Source organism: Kineococcus gurbantunggutensis (genome assembly GCF_050871925.1).
Taxonomy (GTDB): domain Bacteria; phylum Actinomycetota; class Actinomycetes; order Actinomycetales; family Kineococcaceae; genus Kineococcus.
The window spans coordinates 1-17,151 of the sequence record NZ_JBJLSG010000105.1 but is presented as its reverse complement, the minus strand read 5'-3'; the positions used below and the strand labels follow the sequence as shown (position 1 = coordinate 17,151).

At 72.5% G+C, this 17,151-nt stretch carries 14 protein-coding genes; 4 read left to right on the top strand and 10 right to left on the bottom strand.

Annotation, left to right across the window (positions count from 1 at the left end):
• Positions 1-111: 111 nt before the first annotated feature.
• Positions 112-1,083, bottom strand: coding sequence for a tyrosine-type recombinase/integrase (locus tag ACRYR7_RS17510; protein ID WP_432573394.1), 972 nt, complete (start codon positions 1,081-1,083; stop codon positions 112-114).
• A 193-nt stretch (positions 1,084-1,276) separates the two neighbouring features.
• Between ACRYR7_RS17510 and ACRYR7_RS17505 the strand changes: the two genes are divergently transcribed.
• The 3 genes from ACRYR7_RS17505 (at position 1,277) to ACRYR7_RS17495 (ending at position 3,566) form a co-directional block, all read left to right on the top strand.
• Complete coding sequence (locus ACRYR7_RS17505; protein ID WP_432573393.1) at positions 1,277-2,383, top strand: hypothetical protein; 1,107 nt, start codon at positions 1,277-1,279, stop codon at positions 2,381-2,383.
• Between the two features lie 113 nt (positions 2,384-2,496).
• Positions 2,497-2,745 (top strand): hypothetical protein, encoded by a 249-nt coding sequence (locus ACRYR7_RS17500; RefSeq protein WP_432573392.1) that lies wholly within the window; start codon positions 2,497-2,499, stop codon positions 2,743-2,745.
• A 437-nt stretch (positions 2,746-3,182) separates the two neighbouring features.
• Entirely contained in the window at positions 3,183-3,566 is a 384-nt protein-coding gene (locus ACRYR7_RS17495) for a hypothetical protein (RefSeq protein ID WP_432573391.1), read from the top strand.
• A gap of 235 nt (positions 3,567-3,801) precedes the next feature.
• Here the strand turns inward: ACRYR7_RS17495 and ACRYR7_RS17490 are convergent, their stop codons facing one another.
• The 9 genes from ACRYR7_RS17490 to ACRYR7_RS17450 form a co-directional block, all read right to left on the bottom strand.
• A complete protein-coding gene (locus ACRYR7_RS17490) occupies positions 3,802-4,245 on the bottom strand; it encodes a hypothetical protein (protein ID WP_432573390.1) in 444 nt (147 codons plus the stop codon).
• A 667-nt stretch (positions 4,246-4,912) separates the two neighbouring features.
• Positions 4,913-5,902 carry a hypothetical protein gene (locus ACRYR7_RS17485; protein WP_432573389.1) on the bottom strand — a complete coding sequence of 330 codons (990 nt, stop codon included), beginning with the start codon at positions 5,900-5,902 and terminating at the stop codon, positions 4,913-4,915.
• 56 nt (positions 5,903-5,958) lie between these two features.
• Entirely contained in the window at positions 5,959-7,194 is a 1,236-nt protein-coding gene (locus tag ACRYR7_RS17480) for a C40 family peptidase (RefSeq protein ID WP_432573388.1), read from the bottom strand.
• 3 nt (positions 7,195-7,197) lie between these two features.
• On the bottom strand, positions 7,198-9,477 hold the full coding sequence (locus ACRYR7_RS17475) for a hypothetical protein (RefSeq protein ID WP_432573387.1): 2,280 nt from the start codon (positions 9,475-9,477) through the stop codon (positions 7,198-7,200).
• The gene (locus ACRYR7_RS17470) at positions 9,474-12,521 is read right to left on the bottom strand and encodes an ATP-binding protein (RefSeq protein ID WP_432573386.1); all 3,048 of its coding nucleotides are present in this window, start codon (positions 12,519-12,521) and stop codon (positions 9,474-9,476) included. The genes ACRYR7_RS17475 and ACRYR7_RS17470 overlap by 4 nt, the downstream gene beginning before the upstream one ends.
• Before the next feature lie 7 nt (positions 12,522-12,528).
• Positions 12,529-13,338, bottom strand: coding sequence for a hypothetical protein (locus ACRYR7_RS17465; RefSeq protein WP_432573385.1), 810 nt, complete (start codon positions 13,336-13,338; stop codon positions 12,529-12,531).
• On the bottom strand, positions 13,335-13,688 hold the full coding sequence (locus tag ACRYR7_RS17460; RefSeq protein WP_432573384.1) for a hypothetical protein: 354 nt from the start codon (positions 13,686-13,688) through the stop codon (positions 13,335-13,337). Before ACRYR7_RS17460 ends, ACRYR7_RS17465 begins: the two co-directional genes overlap by 4 nt.
• Positions 13,689-13,751: 63 nt before the next feature.
• Positions 13,752-15,044: a hypothetical protein gene (locus ACRYR7_RS17455; RefSeq protein WP_432573383.1), complete on the bottom strand. Its 1,293-nt coding sequence runs from the start codon at positions 15,042-15,044 to the stop codon at positions 13,752-13,754.
• Positions 15,038-15,454, bottom strand: a complete 417-nt coding sequence (locus tag ACRYR7_RS17450) for a hypothetical protein (RefSeq protein ID WP_432573382.1) — start codon at positions 15,452-15,454, stop codon at positions 15,038-15,040. The genes ACRYR7_RS17455 and ACRYR7_RS17450 overlap by 7 nt, the downstream gene beginning before the upstream one ends.
• 564 nt (positions 15,455-16,018) lie before the next feature.
• Here ACRYR7_RS17450 and ACRYR7_RS17445 point away from each other — a divergent pair.
• Positions 16,019-16,882 carry a hypothetical protein gene (locus ACRYR7_RS17445; RefSeq protein WP_432573381.1) on the top strand — a complete coding sequence of 288 codons (864 nt, stop codon included), beginning with the start codon at positions 16,019-16,021 and terminating at the stop codon, positions 16,880-16,882.
• The last annotated feature ends 269 nt before the right edge of the window (positions 16,883-17,151 follow it).

The window sequence follows — 17,151 nt, the reverse complement described above, 5'->3', positions numbered from 1 at the left end:
CGGTCCCGGGCGACGCGGACGACGTCGTCTCGGTACTCGCGGGGGTAGGGCTTGGGCACAGCGACATCCTTCCAGGCTGCCCTGCGGGCAAGCCACCTCGGTTGTCACCGATCAGTGCAGCAGACCCGTCACTCCGGCGCGGAGCAGGTCGGTGGCGTACGTGTGCCGCAAATGGTGGAAGGTGAAGTGAACTCCGCTGCGGGCGCGTAGCCGCTGCAGCAGGGCGTGCGCTGCTGCGTAGCTAAGGGGCTCTCCGGCGGGTTCACGCCAGATCTTGACGAAGACGTAGTCGGTGTCCAGGGCGCCGACTTCCTCGTCGAGGTAGTCGTTGTAGAGACGGATCAGGGCGTCGCTGACAGGAATGCGGCGCCCGCCGGTCTTGGCTCGGGCGCCGTTGGCGTTGTCGTTGCGGGCAACGATGGTGAGCCGCGCTCTCGCGGGGTCGATGTCCTCATAGCGCAGACCCAGCGCCTCCCCGATGCGCAGACCGCCGTCGAACATCACCCCGATCAGCAGGCGGTCCCGCAGGTGGCTGCAGGCGCTGATGACGGACCGAACCTCGTGCTCCGACAGGACGGTGGGACTCCGGGTTTGCCGCTTCAGGCGCACGGTCTGGCTGCGCTGTCGAGGTCCCCGGTCGAGGTGCGCGAGGAAGCCGCGGAACTTGGTCGTGTTGCGCTGGCCGCGCAGGATGGGCAGCAGGGAGCCGACGTCTGCTCCGTTGCGCTGGTGAAACTCATAGAAGGATCCCAAGGCGGCCAGCATGCGGTTCACGCTGCTCTCGGCCCGTCGGGGCTGCGGCCGAAGCGGCGTGACTCCCGGCGCGGCGGTGAACCACCTGAGGTGGTGGATGTAGTCACCGATCATTGCAGGGTTAACCCGGTCCCAGGCCACATCGCTGATGCCGAGGAAGTGCCAGTAAGTCGCCAAGTCATAGGCGTAGGCACGGACGGTATGAGGCGACCGCTCGGTCACGGTCAAGTAAGTCAGGAAAGCATCGACGACATCGACTAGTACGCCGTCTTCATCTAAGAGAGTGAAGGACTTGGCGCCGTCGGGCATGACGACTTCACGCACCGCCATCCGGTCACCTCCCTGTCACCGACACTCAAGATACCGGTGTCTGGAAGGTAGGGATAGCCCCCTGTTCGCCGCATGCATGACTTAAAAGACAGTCTTCGCCGCGCGTCAGTTAAGCACCTCGATCCTGCTGCGCTGGCTGACCGAGCCGGCCAGCCGCGACTTCGCCCTGGACGAGCTGGTCGTCATCACCGCCATGACGGGTGACGAGTGGGCCGACACCGGCCGCGACGTCGAGCAGCACGTCCTGCCGCTGCTGCGCCGCCACCGCGTGCGCTACGTCCAGGTCGCCCGTGCGCAATTGCTGACCACCAAGGCCGGGGACGGCATCGTCGTCCTGGACGACTCCCGCCACCCCGAGCGCGTGCACCTGGCCGGCGCCTATCGCCTCTTGGACGAGCTGACCGCGGCCGGCACCATCCCGCAGTCCGGCGGGGACCGCCGCTGCTCCCTGCGCGCCAAGGGCGCCGTGCTGGACCCCGTCATCGCCGCCCTCACCGACGGCCAGCCCTACCGCCACGTCGTCGGCTTCGAGGCCGATGAGCTGACTCGCGCCTACGGCACCCCCCGCCGCAAGGGCGACGCCGCGCACAACACCGCCACCCGCACCGGGCAGTACCCGCTGATCGACTGGCGCTGGAACCGGCAGGACTGCATCGACTACATCGCCTCCGTCACCGGCGGGGTGCTGTGGGAGAAGTCCGCGTGCAGCTACTGCCCCTTCGCCCTGGCCAACCGCGAGGGCCGCACCCGCGTCCTGCAGCGCATGGCCGCCGAGCCGGCCGCGGCGATCGAGCCGCTGATGCTGGAGCACCGCGCCATCGCGCTCAACCCCGCCCAGGGCCTCATCGGCGGCCGCCGCCTGATCGACCTGCTGCTCGCCGAGCAGCTGCACCACGTCGTCGAGCTGTTCACCACCGCCCGCGAGGAGCAGGAGCACGTCGTCTACGAGGTGCGGCGCATCCTGCGCTCCAGCGAGGAGAACCCCGACAAGCTCGGCAAGGTCGCCCGCTCCCGGCGCATCCTGGACCGCGGCAGCGCCACCCAGATGCGCCGGGCCCTGCACCGCCTGGCCCGCCAGCGCGGTGCGCAGCTGGACCGCAGCGACACCATCACCCGCGCCTGGCTGCACCGCCGCGGCGAAACCCTGCCCAGCTACGAGCACTTCCTCGTCGCCGCCCCCGCCGGCGCAGTGGCCAAGCAGGACGCGAACTTCGAGACCTGGTGGACCCAGACCACCGGGCAGACCGCCGGGCAACCCGACCAGTCGGCCGTGCCGCCGCTCACGCAGCGAGCCAGCTGACCCAGCGACGTCGTCCGCGGCCGCCGACACCGGCGGCCGCGGACGGCCACCGCCGCCCCAGTACCCGCCAGCACCGGCAGGTGCGCTCCCCAACCCCAGCTCCGGAGGTCACCGTGCGCTACAACCTCACCGTCCAGCCCCTCAACGCAGACGGCGTCCCCATCGAAGTCCCGACCGAGGAGGACCACCCGGACCTGTTCGAGGCGCTGGAGTCAGCGCACCAGCAGCTGCGCTCCGCGCGCGAAGCCGGCGCGAGCATCCACGCGGACGTCATGGAGTGGACGATCACCTACCCCGACGGCGAGGGCGCCACCTTCCTCATCACCCCCACCAACGCCGACAGTGACGACAGCAGCGCCTGAGCACCCGACGCGTTCCCGGCCCGAGCACCGCGGCCGGGGACGCGCCGCTGGCGCGAGGCGGACGGCACTGCGTGCCGACGGTGTCACGGCTGCGGTGGTCCTGCGCCCTCGTTCCTCGGGCGTGCGGTCCGGCGCAGCAGGCGAGGGGTGTCGCTGCGCGCCCCTCGCGCTCCCCCAGCCGCCGCTCGTACCTCGTTCCTCGGGCCGCCGACTGCGCGACCGTCCCAAGATCGTTGCGCCTTCGGGGCAACCTCGACTCGCGGCTGCGCCGCGCCCTGCGGGTGCCTCACGCCGGGCCTCGGGCGGTCCTGATCTCACCTCGCCGGGAGGGGGCGGTGAGCGGTCGGCGGCGCCAGCCGACGACGCACTCACCGCCTGCCTCCGGCTCACCTGCTCGCACCACCCGGTGCCAGCACCGAGCAACGAGAGGACCCACCGTGAACAAGGCTCGCACCCTGGCGGACGTCACCGGCCTGGACGCCCTGCCCGTGGCCGCAGCGCTGAGCGGCGAGCAGGCCGAGGCCGTGCGCGCGAGCACGCAGGCGTGGATCGCGTGGGTGCGCGGTGACGACAGCGTCACCGGCACCGCGCTGGCGGCGGCGCTGATGCACCACAGCAGCCGCGACCCGCTGGTCGCCGGGCGCCTGCTGGCCAGCGCAGCGCCTGACCCCGACGTCAGCGACCGCATCATCGACGGCGTGGGCCGCGTGCTCGACGAGGCCACCGGCAACGATGCCGAGCACGCGGGCGCCCTGGCCGTGCAGGCGTTCATCGCCCGAGGACGGGCAACGCCACCGTCGCCAAGCCAGGTCCAACGCTGAGCAGCCCCTTCTCTGTGACGCTCGTCGTACGTGCCGGTGCGGCGCAGAGGCACCGGCAGGGCCACCGGCCGGAGCCGACCTTCGCAGCGGCGGAGCAACCCGCGCGTAGCGGCCAGTAGCCCGTCAGCGGAGCTGGAGTCAGCCCTGATAATGCAGCAGACTCCCCGGCGTGATGCACGGCTGCATTGCTTCCCTGTCGGTCGTCGCGTGTTGGGTGCCCACCGGCACATCGGCGCTACTCAAGGCCTTCGAGGCAGGAGCGGCACAGCCTGTTGCCACGACGGTCGTACAGCGTGGTGACGATGTCCCACGTGTGCCCGCGCCGGCACGTCGAGAACACCGCGGAATCGCGCAGCTGAGCAGGCGTGGCTGAGGCATGGTGGCGACGCCGGTTGTTCTCGCGCGCCGAGAAAGGCTCCAGGTGGTCGAGGTTGACGCACCGGCGGTGGGGATCGTCCACGCCCAGTCGGCACCACGTGGACAAGGAGTGGCACAGGTGGTCCAAGTGCGTCTGTCCCGGAGCGCCACGCTGGAGGCGCCAGGCATAGCGGTGAGCGCTGCCGAAGGTGCGACCGCGGTAGCGGAAGATCCCGTAACCGCCGGAAGTGACTGGACCGGTCCACAACCAGCAGGGACCCAGGCTGCGATGGGCAGGCAGGATCGGGCCGTCCTTGTCCACGCGGCTCCAGAACCGCGCGATGGTCTCCTCGTCTCGCAGGCGAGGACGAGAGCGCCGTGGAGGTGCCTGCCCCGGGTCATCGCCTTGTCGGGCGGCCACACCGGGTGCAAGTGCGGTGGGGTCCCCTCCGTGCCGCCGGGCGCGCTGGTAGTGCTTCGTGCACCACCCCTTGGCGGTGACCGGGTTCGGGCAGTCAGCGACGGAGCACCGCATGCTCTTTCCTCTCACAGGCGATCGACGCCACGAGCTCTCGCGGTGGCGTTCGGATTGCGGCGGGTCGGTGTTCGTTCATGCCGGTCTTGCCGAGGACTTGACAACTCCAGTACGCTCGGGCGGGGTTCTCGCAGAGGTTCTCGGCCTCGCGACCTAGAGCAAGTTTCCCCATCCTTCGCTGAGCGAGCCCGTACGGGCCGTGGTCGTGTGCTCCTCCGCTGCTCGTTCTTCCGTGGCCCAAGCGTGGAGGGCTTTCAGCGTCCTCGGGGCGCGCTGGACGTTCGCGGTGCTGCGCGCACCTGCGTTATAGAGCGCTCGGGTCGCCGGTGCAGCCGTCCGGCAGCGCACGAACCCGGCACCCCGGCCCGCATCCGCCCAGGGCGCCACGGAGGTCTTGCCGCACACACGGCGAGCTCGTGCCGATGCGAGGGGTCTTGCCGCACTCCGCGGCAGTTCACGACTGGCCCGCGGTGCGGATGCGGTCGACGGCCCAGGTACCGCCGCCGCGGTTGAGGTCGACGGCGGAGATCTCGCGGTCGGTGAGCTCACCCGCGGCGGTCGTCGCGCTCCACATGAACGCCACCGACACCGTCACCGGCAGCGTGCCGTCTCCAGGCGCCGTGGCGGTGGTGGTCAGCACGGCGACTTGCCGGTGCGGCTGGCTCCAGCCGCCGGCGAGCAGGTCCTCGGTCAAGGCTTGCCAGGCGACCTCGACAGCTTCGCCGGCCTGCGGGCTGTTCGCGGCCGCCGGGTCCTGGGCTGCGAGGCGGTCGGGCAGGGAGTCCTCCATCAGCTGCTGCAGCACGTCATCACCGACGGGACCGGCCAGCAGGTCCTCCGGGCTGCTCTGAGCGCCGGGCTCCCCCGGCACAGAGGGTGCGGGGCCAGAAGGCGCAGGACCGGTAGATGTCGTCGGTGCTGCGCTCGTGCTCGCCGGTGCGCTGGAGACTGCACCGTCCCCGGTTGTCTCCGGGGGCGAGGGCTCGGCGTTGGCCGACGAGGTCAGCGGGTCGCCAGGAGCGCCGGCGGCGGCCGGGCCGGGCGCCTTGGCGGCGCTCGCCGTGCTGCCGGTGCGCTCGAGCAGGTGGCGTGCGTCCACGGCCAGGTCGGGCATCAGGCAGGTGAAGCCGACGCAGGTCAGCACGAAGGCGCCCACGGCGGGCAGCAGCACATGCCCGCGCCGGGGGTGCGCGCTGTGGTCGTCGAGGTCGTTGTCGTGCTCGCCTTCGAGCTCGACGTCCAGGTCGTCGTCCAGGTCGTCGTCCAGGTCGTCGTCCAGGTCGTCGTCCAGGTCGTCGTCCAGGTCGTCGTCCAGGTCGTCGTCCAGGTCGTCGTCCAGGTCGTCGTCCAGGTCGTCGTCCAGGTCGTCGTCGAGGTTGATGAGCAGCTCGTGCGGCACTTCGTCGTCGGGGTGGGGGCGAGGGCTGCGCAGGAAGGCGGGCACAGGAGGTCCTTGCTCGTGGGCGGCGGGTCGATGGGGTCCGGGGCGGGTGGGGCAGCTCAGGGGAAGTGCACTGCGCCGGCGTAGCTGGACATCCACACCGTCTCCTCGCGCACGAAGGTGCCGGTGCGGGGGGCGTTGATCATCTGCCCGGCCCCGAGGTAGATCGCGACGTGGTAGATCCCGGTGCCGGCGGCGGGGTTGGAGCCGAAGAAGACCAGGTCCCCGGGGGCGACGGCTTCCAGGCCCGCCGAGCGCGGGATGCGCCGGCCTTGCAGGGCCTGCTGGGAGGAGACGCGCGGCAGCTGGATGCCGGCGGCCGCGTAGGCGTACTGCGTCAGGCCGCTGCAGTCGAAGCCGATCGTCCCCGCTCCCTGCGCGAAGCCCTCGGAGGGGCCACCGATGACGGTTCCGCCGGCACCGGGTCGGCCCCCTCCCCCACCCCAGGCGTAGGGGGTGCCGGTCCACTTGCGGGCGGCGGCGATGACGATCGCGGCGCGTCCGCTGGCCTCGGGCACCGCCGCTCCGCCGGCGGCCACGCCGATCTGGTCGAAGGTGTCGATGTGGCCCAGGACCTTGTCGACGTAGCTGTAGGAGCGGTTGTAGCCGTACAGGGCTGCCCGCAGCTGCTCGCGGTTGGACAGGTCCTTGGCGCTGGTCCCGCACAGGTGGACCACCGCGCCGAGGGTGACGTCGTAGGCGTTGTGCGGGTCCGCCACGCCGTCGCCGTTGCCGTCGCGCCCGTAAGCGACCCAGCTGGTGGGGATGAACTGCACCGCGCCCACGGCCCGGTCGTAGGTGCTGTCCCCGTCCCAGCGGCCGCCGTCGGTGTCGTAGATGGCGGTGCGGTTCCCGCCGACGCCGGAGCCGTTCAGGGCCGGGCCGATGATGTGCGGGGTGATGTCGCCGCCTCCGCTGATGGTGCGCCCGGCGGCGAGGTTGGACTCCACCTGCGCGATGCCGGCCAGGATCGACCAGCGCATGCCGGTGCACTTGGGAGCGAGCGTGGGTGTGGCCGCGGCGGCCTTGCCGAAGGCGTCCAGCAGGACGGCGTTCACACCCGGCACCGCGCTGGGAGCCAGGCTGGAGACGCCGCCACCGCCACCGCTGAGGGCGGCGAGGACGACCAGCAGCAGGACCAGCCCTCCGGCCACGCTCGCGAGCAGGACGCCGGCGATGAGGCCGATGCCCCACATCAGAGCGTTGCCACCGGGCGCGGAGGTCTTGCCGTCGAAGGTCTTGCCGCCGGGCTGCGCAGCGCGGCCGGCGGTGCGCGCGGGGCTCATGGTCGCCATGGCTCAGGCCGACTTCCTCGGGCCGAAGCGGAAGCGGCGCTCAACAACAGCACCGACCTTGGCGCCGGCCTTGCTGGTGGCGCCCGGGGTGCTCGAGGTGCGCGCGGGGGTGGGCACGGCGGTGGATCGCGCGGCCTCGCGGCGCATGCGCTGGCGCTCGCGGGCGGCGGTGACCGTGCGCGGGGTGGGCTGCCCGGCCCGCGAGCGCGAGGTGCTGATGCCAGCGGGGCGCGGTGGGGTCTGCGCGTCCTGCTTGGGGTTGGACAAGCGGATGCTGGCAGCGGTGACGGCGGGCGCGGCCGCGCGGCCGGCGGCCTTGCCCGCCGCGGCCGCGGGGCGCGCAGCGACCTTGCCCACGGCGAGCGCAGGGCGCGCTGCCATGGCCAGACCGTCGCGGTACTCCCCCGCGAAGGCCTTGCCGCGTGCGCTGGTGCGCTGGACGCTGGCGCGGGCGGCGGCGGCGCGGCTGCGGGCGGCGGCCTTGACCACGCGGGCTGCGCGCGGGCCGTAGACGGGAGCTCCGATGCTCGCCTTGGCGGCCAGGCCGGCCGCACCGCCGGCCAGGCCGGCCGCCGTGACTCCTGCCTTCACGACACGGTTGCTGGCCACGCGGTGCAGCACGCGCTGCGCGGCGTTGCCGGAGGCGGCGGTGCGGGCTGCACCCGTCATCGCGGTCGTGGAGGCACCGGTGGAGGTACCGGCGACCCGGCCGACAGCGGCCCGGGTGGAGGCGGCCTGGGTGACGGCCGCGCGCGCCTGGGACAGCTTGGGCATCTGCGCGGGCTGGGCCCTGCCGCCACCGCTGAGCGAGGCGGCCTTCTCCGCCATCTTCCGCGCCCGCTCGCTGATGCGCTTGCGCGCAAGGACGGTGACGACGATGAAGGAGACGACCATCGCGTCGACGATGAAGAAGCGCACGAGCATGTCGGTGTTCGACTTGGTGGTCAGCACGCCGCGCAGGAAGACGCAGTAGAGCGCGAGCATGGCGATCAGCCCCGCGACGGTGAGGACGGAGCCGAGCAGCCCGGCCACCGAGCTCCACAGTCCGCTGCGCTCGCCCGGCATGATCGCCAGGATCACGTCGATGATCAGCTTCACCGCGAAGAAGATCACCATGAGGGTGGCGAGGAAGAAGATGACGACGAGGACGATGGCCAGCAGGGCCAGCGCTCCTCCGGCCGGCGCGAGGATCGCCACCGAGGCGACGCCGGTCCAGCCGGGGTCGTCGGCGTAGTCCTTCAGCTTCTGCTCGCACCCGCCCAGCGCTGCTCGAGCGGCGTCGTCGTCGGACTCGTAGGGCCCACCGGCCAGCGCGTCGTCGTAGGCGCCCTGGCAGGAGGAGCCGTCCAGGATCCGCCCGTAGTTGATCAGCTGGTGCGGCAGGCGCACGAAGGTGTCCACCAGGGCCCCGCCGGTCTTCTCCTGGATCATGTCGGGGTCGGGGGTGTTGCTGCGGCCGTCGCTGGCGATGACGGTGGCCACGGCCTGTCCGGCGTCGCGGCTGGCGTAGAGCACGCCGTCCTGGCCGGTGACGAGGGCGACGGGGTTGGCCAGCGCTCCGGCGGCGAGGGCGGCCACGGCGCTGGAGACCAGCAACTGGCTGAGGCCCTTGCCGATGCGGCCGCCGGCGATGAGGACGGCGACCCACACGCCCATGACGCCCAGGGCCAGAGCGCGCAGGCCGAGCTTGGCGACCACATCGTTCTGCAGGGTGCTGGCGACCGGGTTGATCGCCTCGACCAGCCAGTCGACCCACTCCATCTGCAGAGCGAGGTCGATCATGGCCACGGCCGCGCCCACGGTCCAGCGGTAGGCCTCCCACAGCCCTGAGAGCAGCACGCCGTTGGTGATGAGCTTGATCCCGTTGGTCACCCCTCCGGTGTCCACGCTGAGCTGGTACTTCCCGATGGACAGGCCGTGGGTGTCGGCGGCGTCCAGGGGCGCCAGCGGACCGCTGCTGGAGGTGTTGCCGCCGCCGGTCGACGCGCTGCTCGGCGCGCTCGGCGCAGCCGGTGAGCTCGATGGCGTGGCTGCCGGCGCCGCCGGAGCTGTCGGCGCCGCCGGAGCTGTCGGCGCCGCCGGAGCTGCCGGTGCGGGGCGCGCTGGACGGGTGGCGGTGCTCTCGGCCGCGGTGACGCTCGTGCTGGCCTCGGCCGGCTGTGCGCTCAGCCAGACCGTGGACAGCGTCACCAGCGCTGCCACAAGCAGGGTCAGCAGGAGCAGCGCGGACCGCCGCTGGCGGTGGGCAGTGGCGCGCGGGTGCGCCTGGTGCCCGCCGATCACGCCTGCTCCTGCGAGGTGCTGGCGACGCTGCCGGCTGCGGCGGCCGCGGGCTCAGAACCGGTGGGACCAGGGGTCGTGGCGGCTCGCGCGCTGGCGCGGCTGCGGCTGGCGGGCAGGCGCCCGGCCGCGGTGCTGCTGGTGCGCTTGCGCGGGGTGGACGACGTGGCTGCGGCCGTCGCGCCTGCCACCTTCGTGGTTCTGCTCGTCTTCGGCTTCCGCGCCGGCTCAGCGGCATCGGGTAGCACCACCGGAGCCGCGACCACCGGAGCCGCGACCACCGGAGCCGCGACCACCGGAGCCGCGACCACCGGAGCCGCGACCACCGGAGCCGCAGGAGCCGCAGGAGCCGCAGCCGCAGGAGCCGCAGCCGCAGGAGCCGCAGCCGCAGGAGCCGCAGCCGCAGGAGCCGCAGCCGCAGGAGCCGCAGTGGTCTTGCGCAAGGAGGTGCGCGGCGTCTGCGGGGTGGTCGAGTAGGCCTGCCGGCGGGCTTGCAGAGCCGGGCCGAGGATGCGCACGCGTCCGATGCGCCGGTAGGAGTCGCGGAAGATGCCCTCGCCTCGCCGGTCGACGGCGACGCGGCCGTCGGGGTCGTTGGTGTCGCGCGGGGACAGGTCGGCCATCACCTCCTCCAGGTGCTCGGGGCTGGCTTCCAGGCCGATCCACTCCAGCGCGGCGCGCGCCAGCGGCTCGTCGGTCAGGCGCATGACGAGGCGGTAGGGGATCAGGCCGCGCAGCGTCTCGGAGCCGAAGTCGTTGGCGCAGTCCTGCGAGCCGAGGATGGCTGCGGCTCCGTTCTTGCGGCCCTCACGGATGAAGACCGTCAGCTCCTCCTCGCCCTCGATGGAGGCGGTGATGTGGTGGCACTCGTCGTTGACGAACAGGACCAGCTGGCTGGGGTCGGCGAAGGCGACGCGACGGGCGATGGCCATGATCAGTGCGTACATCGCCCGGCCGAAGTGCTTCTCGAAGCTCATCTTCTTGAACAGGTGCTCGTGCAGGAGCTCCTGGCGGGTGGGCAGCTGCAGCCCGTAGGTCCAGAAGACCAGGGCGCGCGCGTTCCACACGTCCAGCACCGGCAGGCCCTCGTCGAAGAGCACCCGGGCGAAGTCGCGGGTGCGCAGGGCGCGCAGCTTGCGCCCGAGCTCGCTGGCGCCTGGACGCGGGCAGTCCTGCAGCAGGTGGTCGGTGAGCGCGTTCAGGCTGCTGATGCCGTACTGGGCGCGGTAGCGCGGGTCCGTGGTCTCCACCAGGGCGGTGTCGATGTCGCTGCCGGTGTCGATGGCCAGCAGCGGCGTCAGCAGCGTCTGGGTCACTCGGGCGCCCTCGGCCCCGGGGAACATCCGCAGCGGGTCCAGGCTGTGCTCGGGCTCGATGCCGCGCTCGGCGTCGCTGGCCACCGCCGCCACCGTGCAGGTGCCCAGGGAGCGGGCGAAGTGGATGTACTCCCCCGTCTGGCTGCGGTCGATGGCCACCAAGCTGGCGCCGGTGTCCACCAGCGCACCGGACAGGGACTTGATCGAGTAGCTCTTGCCGCTGCCGAGCTCACCGGCGATGGCGACCGCGGCGGAGAAGTTGGCCTGGATGGTGGTGAACAGGTCGATGAGGACCGCGGAGAAGGAGGACGTGGTCTGGTTGACCGCCCAGAGGGCGCCCTGCCCGTCACCCAGCTCGCTGCTGACCATGGGCACCGCAGCGGAGAAGCCCTCGGACAAGGAGATCTGGGCGAGGTCGTTGAACTTCTTGGGCCAGCGGGTGCCCGGCAGCATGGCCCACCAGGCGTCCTGCTGCTCACCCAGCGGGCGCTCGAGGGGGTGGTCGAAGGAGTTGTAGAAGCGCGCCAGCTGCGCGCCGTTGCTCAGCGCCTGCTCTCGGGTGCCCGCGGAGGTGGCGAAGATCGTGATGGTCTCCAGCTCCACCTCCAGCTTCTCGGTGGCCAGGCGCTGCTGGTACTCCGTCAAGGCGGCCGCCACGGCGTCCAGCTCGTGGCTGCCGGTGCTCACCTCGCCCTCGCGCTGCTCGTACTGGTCGTTGAGGTTCTTCACCGCCCGCTGGTTGCGGGAGAGGACGACCTCGCGGGCGTTGTTGCGCATGCGCACCGCCCAGTCCACCGGCACGCCGGCCTCCTCGGCCTTGCCGAGCCACTCGGTGCCCGGGAAGAGGGCACCGGAGGCCGGTGTGCCGGCCAGCACGGCCAGCGACTGGTAGGACGCCACGCTCTCGTCGTCGGTGTCGGTGATCTTCAATACCTTGCGCTGCGAGGGCATGAGCCGGCGCAGGCGCGCGCGGAAGCCGGTGCGCCACCCCTCGGCGGCGACGTCGCTGACGGCGGCCTCGTCGAGGATGGGGCGCCCGATGCGGCCGGGTGAAGCCATGTGCTCGACCGCACCGAGCTCGCGCTCAGCCATGCTGAGGGCGGCGTCGATCTCCTCGGTCCTCGGCGCCGAGGGCAGCCAGGTGTCCTCGTCGCCCAGAGCTCGCCTCTGGGCGTGGCGGTAGATCCAGATGAGCTCCGCGGCGGTGGCCGGGCGCGGCTTGAAGGGGCCGGGGATGAGCGCCTGGATCTCAGCGGCCTGCTCCAGCCGGTCGGCCAGGACCGCGGCCGCCGGCGCGCGGCGCGGTGCGCCGAGGTGGTTGAGCAAGGAGGTGGCTCCTGCCCGCAGCGGCTCGCTGAGGACGCTGGCGCCGGTGTTGCGCAGCGGCACGGAGAACCAGTACGTGCGCTGCGACAGCGGCAGGTCGCTCTCCAGTCGCTCGGTGGTCGCCTCGACCTCCGCGGCCCACTCGGGCAGCTGCTGAAGCGGCTGGCGCAGCCAGCGCAGCATGCTGCGCACGACCTCGACCGGGTCGGTGTCGACCTCCAGCCCCTGGTGCAGCGACTCGCCGCCCACGCTGCGGTAGAGCATCTGGTGCAGCAGGCGGATCTGCTCCTTCTCCGCCACCGCCCGGCGGCCGTAGGGCTGCCCCTGCAGCCGCCAGGTGGCCCAGACGGTGCCGTCGCGCGAGAACAGCAGGTGCCCGGCGAGGTCTTGGATGGGGTGTTCCATGGTGCGCTCAGTGCTTCCTGCTCGAGCCGGCGGCAGCCAGCTGTGCGGTGGGACCGACGGTGTTCGGTGAGCCGGTGGTGCTCGCGGCACCGGCCTGCTGGCGCAGGCGCTGCACTCCGCTGAGGGACGCTGCGCCGGCTGCACGCGCGGGCCGGGCCGGGCGTGCGGTCCGCGGCGCTGGTCGCGCTGTGAAGGTCAGTGGGGACGTCGGTGCGGGTGCAGCGCTCGCGGGTGCCGTCAGGGGCGCGGGCGGCGGAGAGGTGCTCACGCCGGCAGACACGTGGTGCTGGGCCGATGCCGATGCCGATGCCGATGCCGCAGCGTCCTGGTGCACTTGTGCGGCCTGCCCGGGCAGCTGTGCGCGCCGTTCGCGCAGCAGGCTGCTCGCGGCTGACATCGCGCGTTCGTCAGCGATGCAGATGCGTCCGGTGACGCGGGTGGCCTGGCGCGCCGGGAGCGCCTTGCCCCGGTAGGTGCCCTGCGCGGAGCCGTAGCTGCTGAAGGCTCCGCGCAGTATGGGTACTGGCCCACGCCCTCGCCACGGCACCTTGCGCAGGAACATCACCGCGCCGGCCGTCACCCCGAGCAGCAGCGGGGCGTTGACCAGCAGGCCGCGCTGCCCTCCCCACAGCGGCAGCGTCCAGTAGCCGCCGACGAGCAGGACGACGGCGGTGACGAACTGCCCGACGGTGTACGGGCCGTACGGCAGTTCGCTGCCGTTGGGCAGGCGGCCGATGAGGGTGGGGAAGCGGCGCGCCAGGGTGTAGAAGCGCGTGATGCGGTAGCCGGCCGGCAGGGTGACCTCCGGTGCGTTCACAGGGACGGCACCACCTCAGCCGCCGCGTCCCAACCGGCACCGGGGCTCACGCCGAGGCCTGTGGCAGCGGTTGGCGTGGCGGTGGTGGCGTTGATCTGCGAGGGCTGCAGCTGCTGGGGAGCCGGGAGGCTGAAGGTCTCCTTGAAGTCGCCGGTGAGCAGGTCGGGGTTCTGCACCACGAGCACCACTCCCCCGGCGACCACGACCGCCAGGGCCACGCGGGCGAAGGTGACCGACTTGCCCCAGTCGATGATCTTCAAGGCGGCGAGGATGCCGAGGATGATCGCCAGTCCCTTCATGACGCCTTCGGCGCTGCCGGTGAGCTGGCTGAGCTTGGTGAAGATGTCCACGGTGTCGTCTCCTTCAGTGCTGAGTTGCGTCGCTGGTTGAGGGGCGTGCGGTCGGTGGGTTGGTCACTGCCGGCCGGCAGTGCCGGTGCTGGGCGTGCTCGAGGCGGGGCTCGAGGCGGGGCTCGCGGTGGCGCCGGTGGGCGGCACCAGCGCGGGAACGGGTTCGAGCGCGGAGATCTCCCACCGCCCGCCCCGGGCGGTCAGCGCCAGGGCGTACTGGGCGGTGCTCTGCTGCCGCTCGAAGGTGATCAAGGTGGCGGTCACCAGGACCTGGGCGCGTTGGCCGTCGGCGGGCTCGTCGCTGCTCGGGTCGCCCTCGCGGGCCAGGACGGACTGCACCTGGACGTCGGCGTAGGCCGCGGGCGTGATGGCGCTGATCGGCGCGCCGGGGGTGACGTACCGCGTCACGTCCCCGGCGCCAGCGGCGTAGGCGGCCAGGAACTGCCTCACGCTGGTGGCCAGGCTGCCGGCCGGGTTGACCTGCTGGTCGTAGTCCAGCTCGGCACCTTCGCCCGAGGCCGGGCCGGCCAGTGGCTGCGGCAGCATCAGCGCGCGCAGCGCCCGCACGACCTGGCGCTCCCGCTGCGGCGCCCCCTCCCTCGCCACCGCGGCGCCGGTCCCACCCCGCTGCAGGACGGGGACGGCGAAGTACCGGCGCACCATCACCCGCTCGCCGTCAGCGCCGGGCTCCTCCACGTCGGCGGCGACGCTCACCTGCCACGTGCTGGCAGCGGTGCTCGCCTCGGGTGCGCGCGCGGCCTGGCTCGTCAGCGACCGGGGGGAAGCTGCGTCCGACGTGATGGCCGTGGTGGCCGTGGAGCTGCTCGACGCGGTGCTGGAGCCGCGGTGCGCGCCGTAGTCCGCGACCCGCTCGACGTCGGCGACGGCGACGTTCTGCACGCGCGGAACCGAGCCGGGCAGCCTGAGCCCTGCGGTGCTCTGCAGGTAGAAGCCCAGCGCCTGCTCACCTCCTGCCGGCGTCGTCAGCCAGGCGGTGACGAACTCCGCGGCGAAGTTGCCGACGGCGGCGACCTCACCGGCGTCCTGACGGGCGCTCGCGACGACCGCCCGGGGCGCAGCCGGCGATGAGTCGAGCTGCTGGAGCACCAGGGCTGCCGGTCCGCACACCAGTGCCAGCACCAGGGCGATGCGCACCGCACTCGCCCCGTGCGCCGCACCGGGCGTCCAGCCCATCGCCTGCGGCACCGGGACAGGCGCGGCCTCTCGCTGCACGCGCGCGGAGGTGGGACCGCGGCGGGTCCGCGCCTTCAAGCCGGAGCCGACCTCGCCGCTGATGCTCGCCGGGGCGCTGCCTGGACGCTGGCCGGCGCCGCGGCGCGTCCTGGTGCTCAGCACGCGACACCCCCCATCCCCCACCGCGCTCGGCGGGACCGGCCGGAGGTGAAGCGAGCACCGCTGGCGCCGCGCGCCTCACCGCCGCGCTGTGCTCGCGCGCCGGTACCGTCACCGGGCTGCTCGCGCAGCTGCGCGAGCAGCTGCGAGGAGGTGCTGGTCGCCTGGTGCTCGGCCTCCTGCTCGGCACCGGCGGTCCCCTCGTTCAGCCGGGCCCACGCCTGGACCGCGGCGCGGCGCCCCTCCCCCGTCAGGTACTCGTCAAGCGCCGCGGCAGCCGCCTCGTCGAAGGGGGCCTCGAGCACGGCGGCGAGGCGCGCGCCGAGCTCGCGCAGCCCGCCATCGACGCGGACGCAGTCGTGCAGGACGGTGGAGGTGGGCACGGTGCAGGTGGGCACGGTGCAGGTGGGCACGGTGCAGGTGGCCACCTCAGGGGCAGGATCGGCGCAGTGGTCGGCAGCCTCGCCGTCCAGCGCAGCAGCAGCGCCACGGGTCGTGGCGCGGGTCCGGATCACGCTCTGAGCTGTGAGGTCGTCGCGCTCGAGGTGGGGGCCGAGCGGGTGGCTGGAGCAGAAGGCGGCGAGGTCGGACACGAGGGGCCTCCGAGGTGGGAGCAAGCAAAGGGGTTCTGCTACCCGGATCAGGTAGGCGTGCGTTCGCGAACCGGACAGGTCACCAGCGACTGGTTTCCCAGCACTGCGTGATCGACATCACAGGCCATGTCGAGCACGCCGCTGACCTGGGCAAACGTGCAGCGCGGCAAGGCCTTAAGGCTCGCGCGGCAAGACCTTCCGCGTGCCGGGTGCGATCGCGTCCAGACAAGCGGCAAGGGGGCGTGAGGACGGTCGGCAGCTCCACCACGAAGGAGCTGCGCCATGACCCCCTCGCCGACCAGCCGCTTTCGGCCCACCGCAGAGCACTCCCCCACGCGCACCCACCGCCTGCTCTCGTCTTGTCCGGGGCGGGCGCTCGCACCGATGCGGTTGGTGGAGGCGCTGAACACTGAGTGGGACGAGCTGCGGCAGCACCCCGCGGCTGTAGCAGCCGTGCAGCGCTGGGCGGCTGGATCGCCGGCCCTGCGAGGGTTGCGGTCGCTGGCCGACCTGGAGGGAGCCTTCGCCACGCTGCGCCGCGAAGGCATCGCAACCGCCACGGACGGACCGCTGCTGGCGTTGCTGGCGCTGGCTCACGACGGTGAGGAGCTCGCGGGACGAACGGTGGTGCAGCTCTTCGTGGGCAGGGCGGTGCGTCTGATCCGGAGCCAGGTCCGCACGAGCGGAGCCGAGACCTGCGAGGTGGAGGCGCAAGTGATCGCCGCGCTGTGGCAGGCGGTGATGCAGTACCCGCTGCGCCGCCGGCACGAGCACGTGGCGGCCAACCTCGCCATGGACACCCTGCGCCTGACGCAGCACCGCTGGGCCCACACCCCTCCCCCGCACGCACGCACCCAGGGGCGCACGGCGGCGTACGAGGTGCCGCTGCTGACGTGGGAGGACCAGGACCCGGCGCTGAAGGCTCATGATCACCACGAGCCGGCCGCCTGGTCGCAGGTGACGCGCCTGCTGAGCGATGCGGTCGCCCACGGCGCCATCACGCGCGAGCAGGGCCGAGTGCTGCTGCAGGTGTACGCGCCACTGCCTGGACAGGCGCAGGGCGTGGCCGAAGTGGCCGTCCAGCTCGGCATCTCCCCGCAGACGCTGCACCGACGACTCTCGAGGCTGACCGCACGACTGGCGCAGTACCTGAAGGACGTGGAGCAGGAGGGACGCCGCACCCGCCACTCCCCCACCGGCGCGCCTCGACTGGGCGCCACCCTGGACGAGCTGATGCAAGCCGCCTGACGCCGCACCCCACCGCACCACTGCTGGCGCGTGCGGCGGCCACGTCCTCGAAGGGTCGCTTCTCGCTGGCCGTCTTCGGCTCGCGAGATGCGCCAGTCGTGCAGCTCCCCCGAGTCCGGCAGCTACGGTGATGCACCACCACGATGCACCGAGGCGACAGCCGTGCTGATGCACCGAGGCGACAGCCGTGCTGATGCACCGAGGCGACAGCCGTGCTGATGCACCGAGGCGACAGCCGTGCTGATGCACCGAGGCGACAGCCGTGCTGA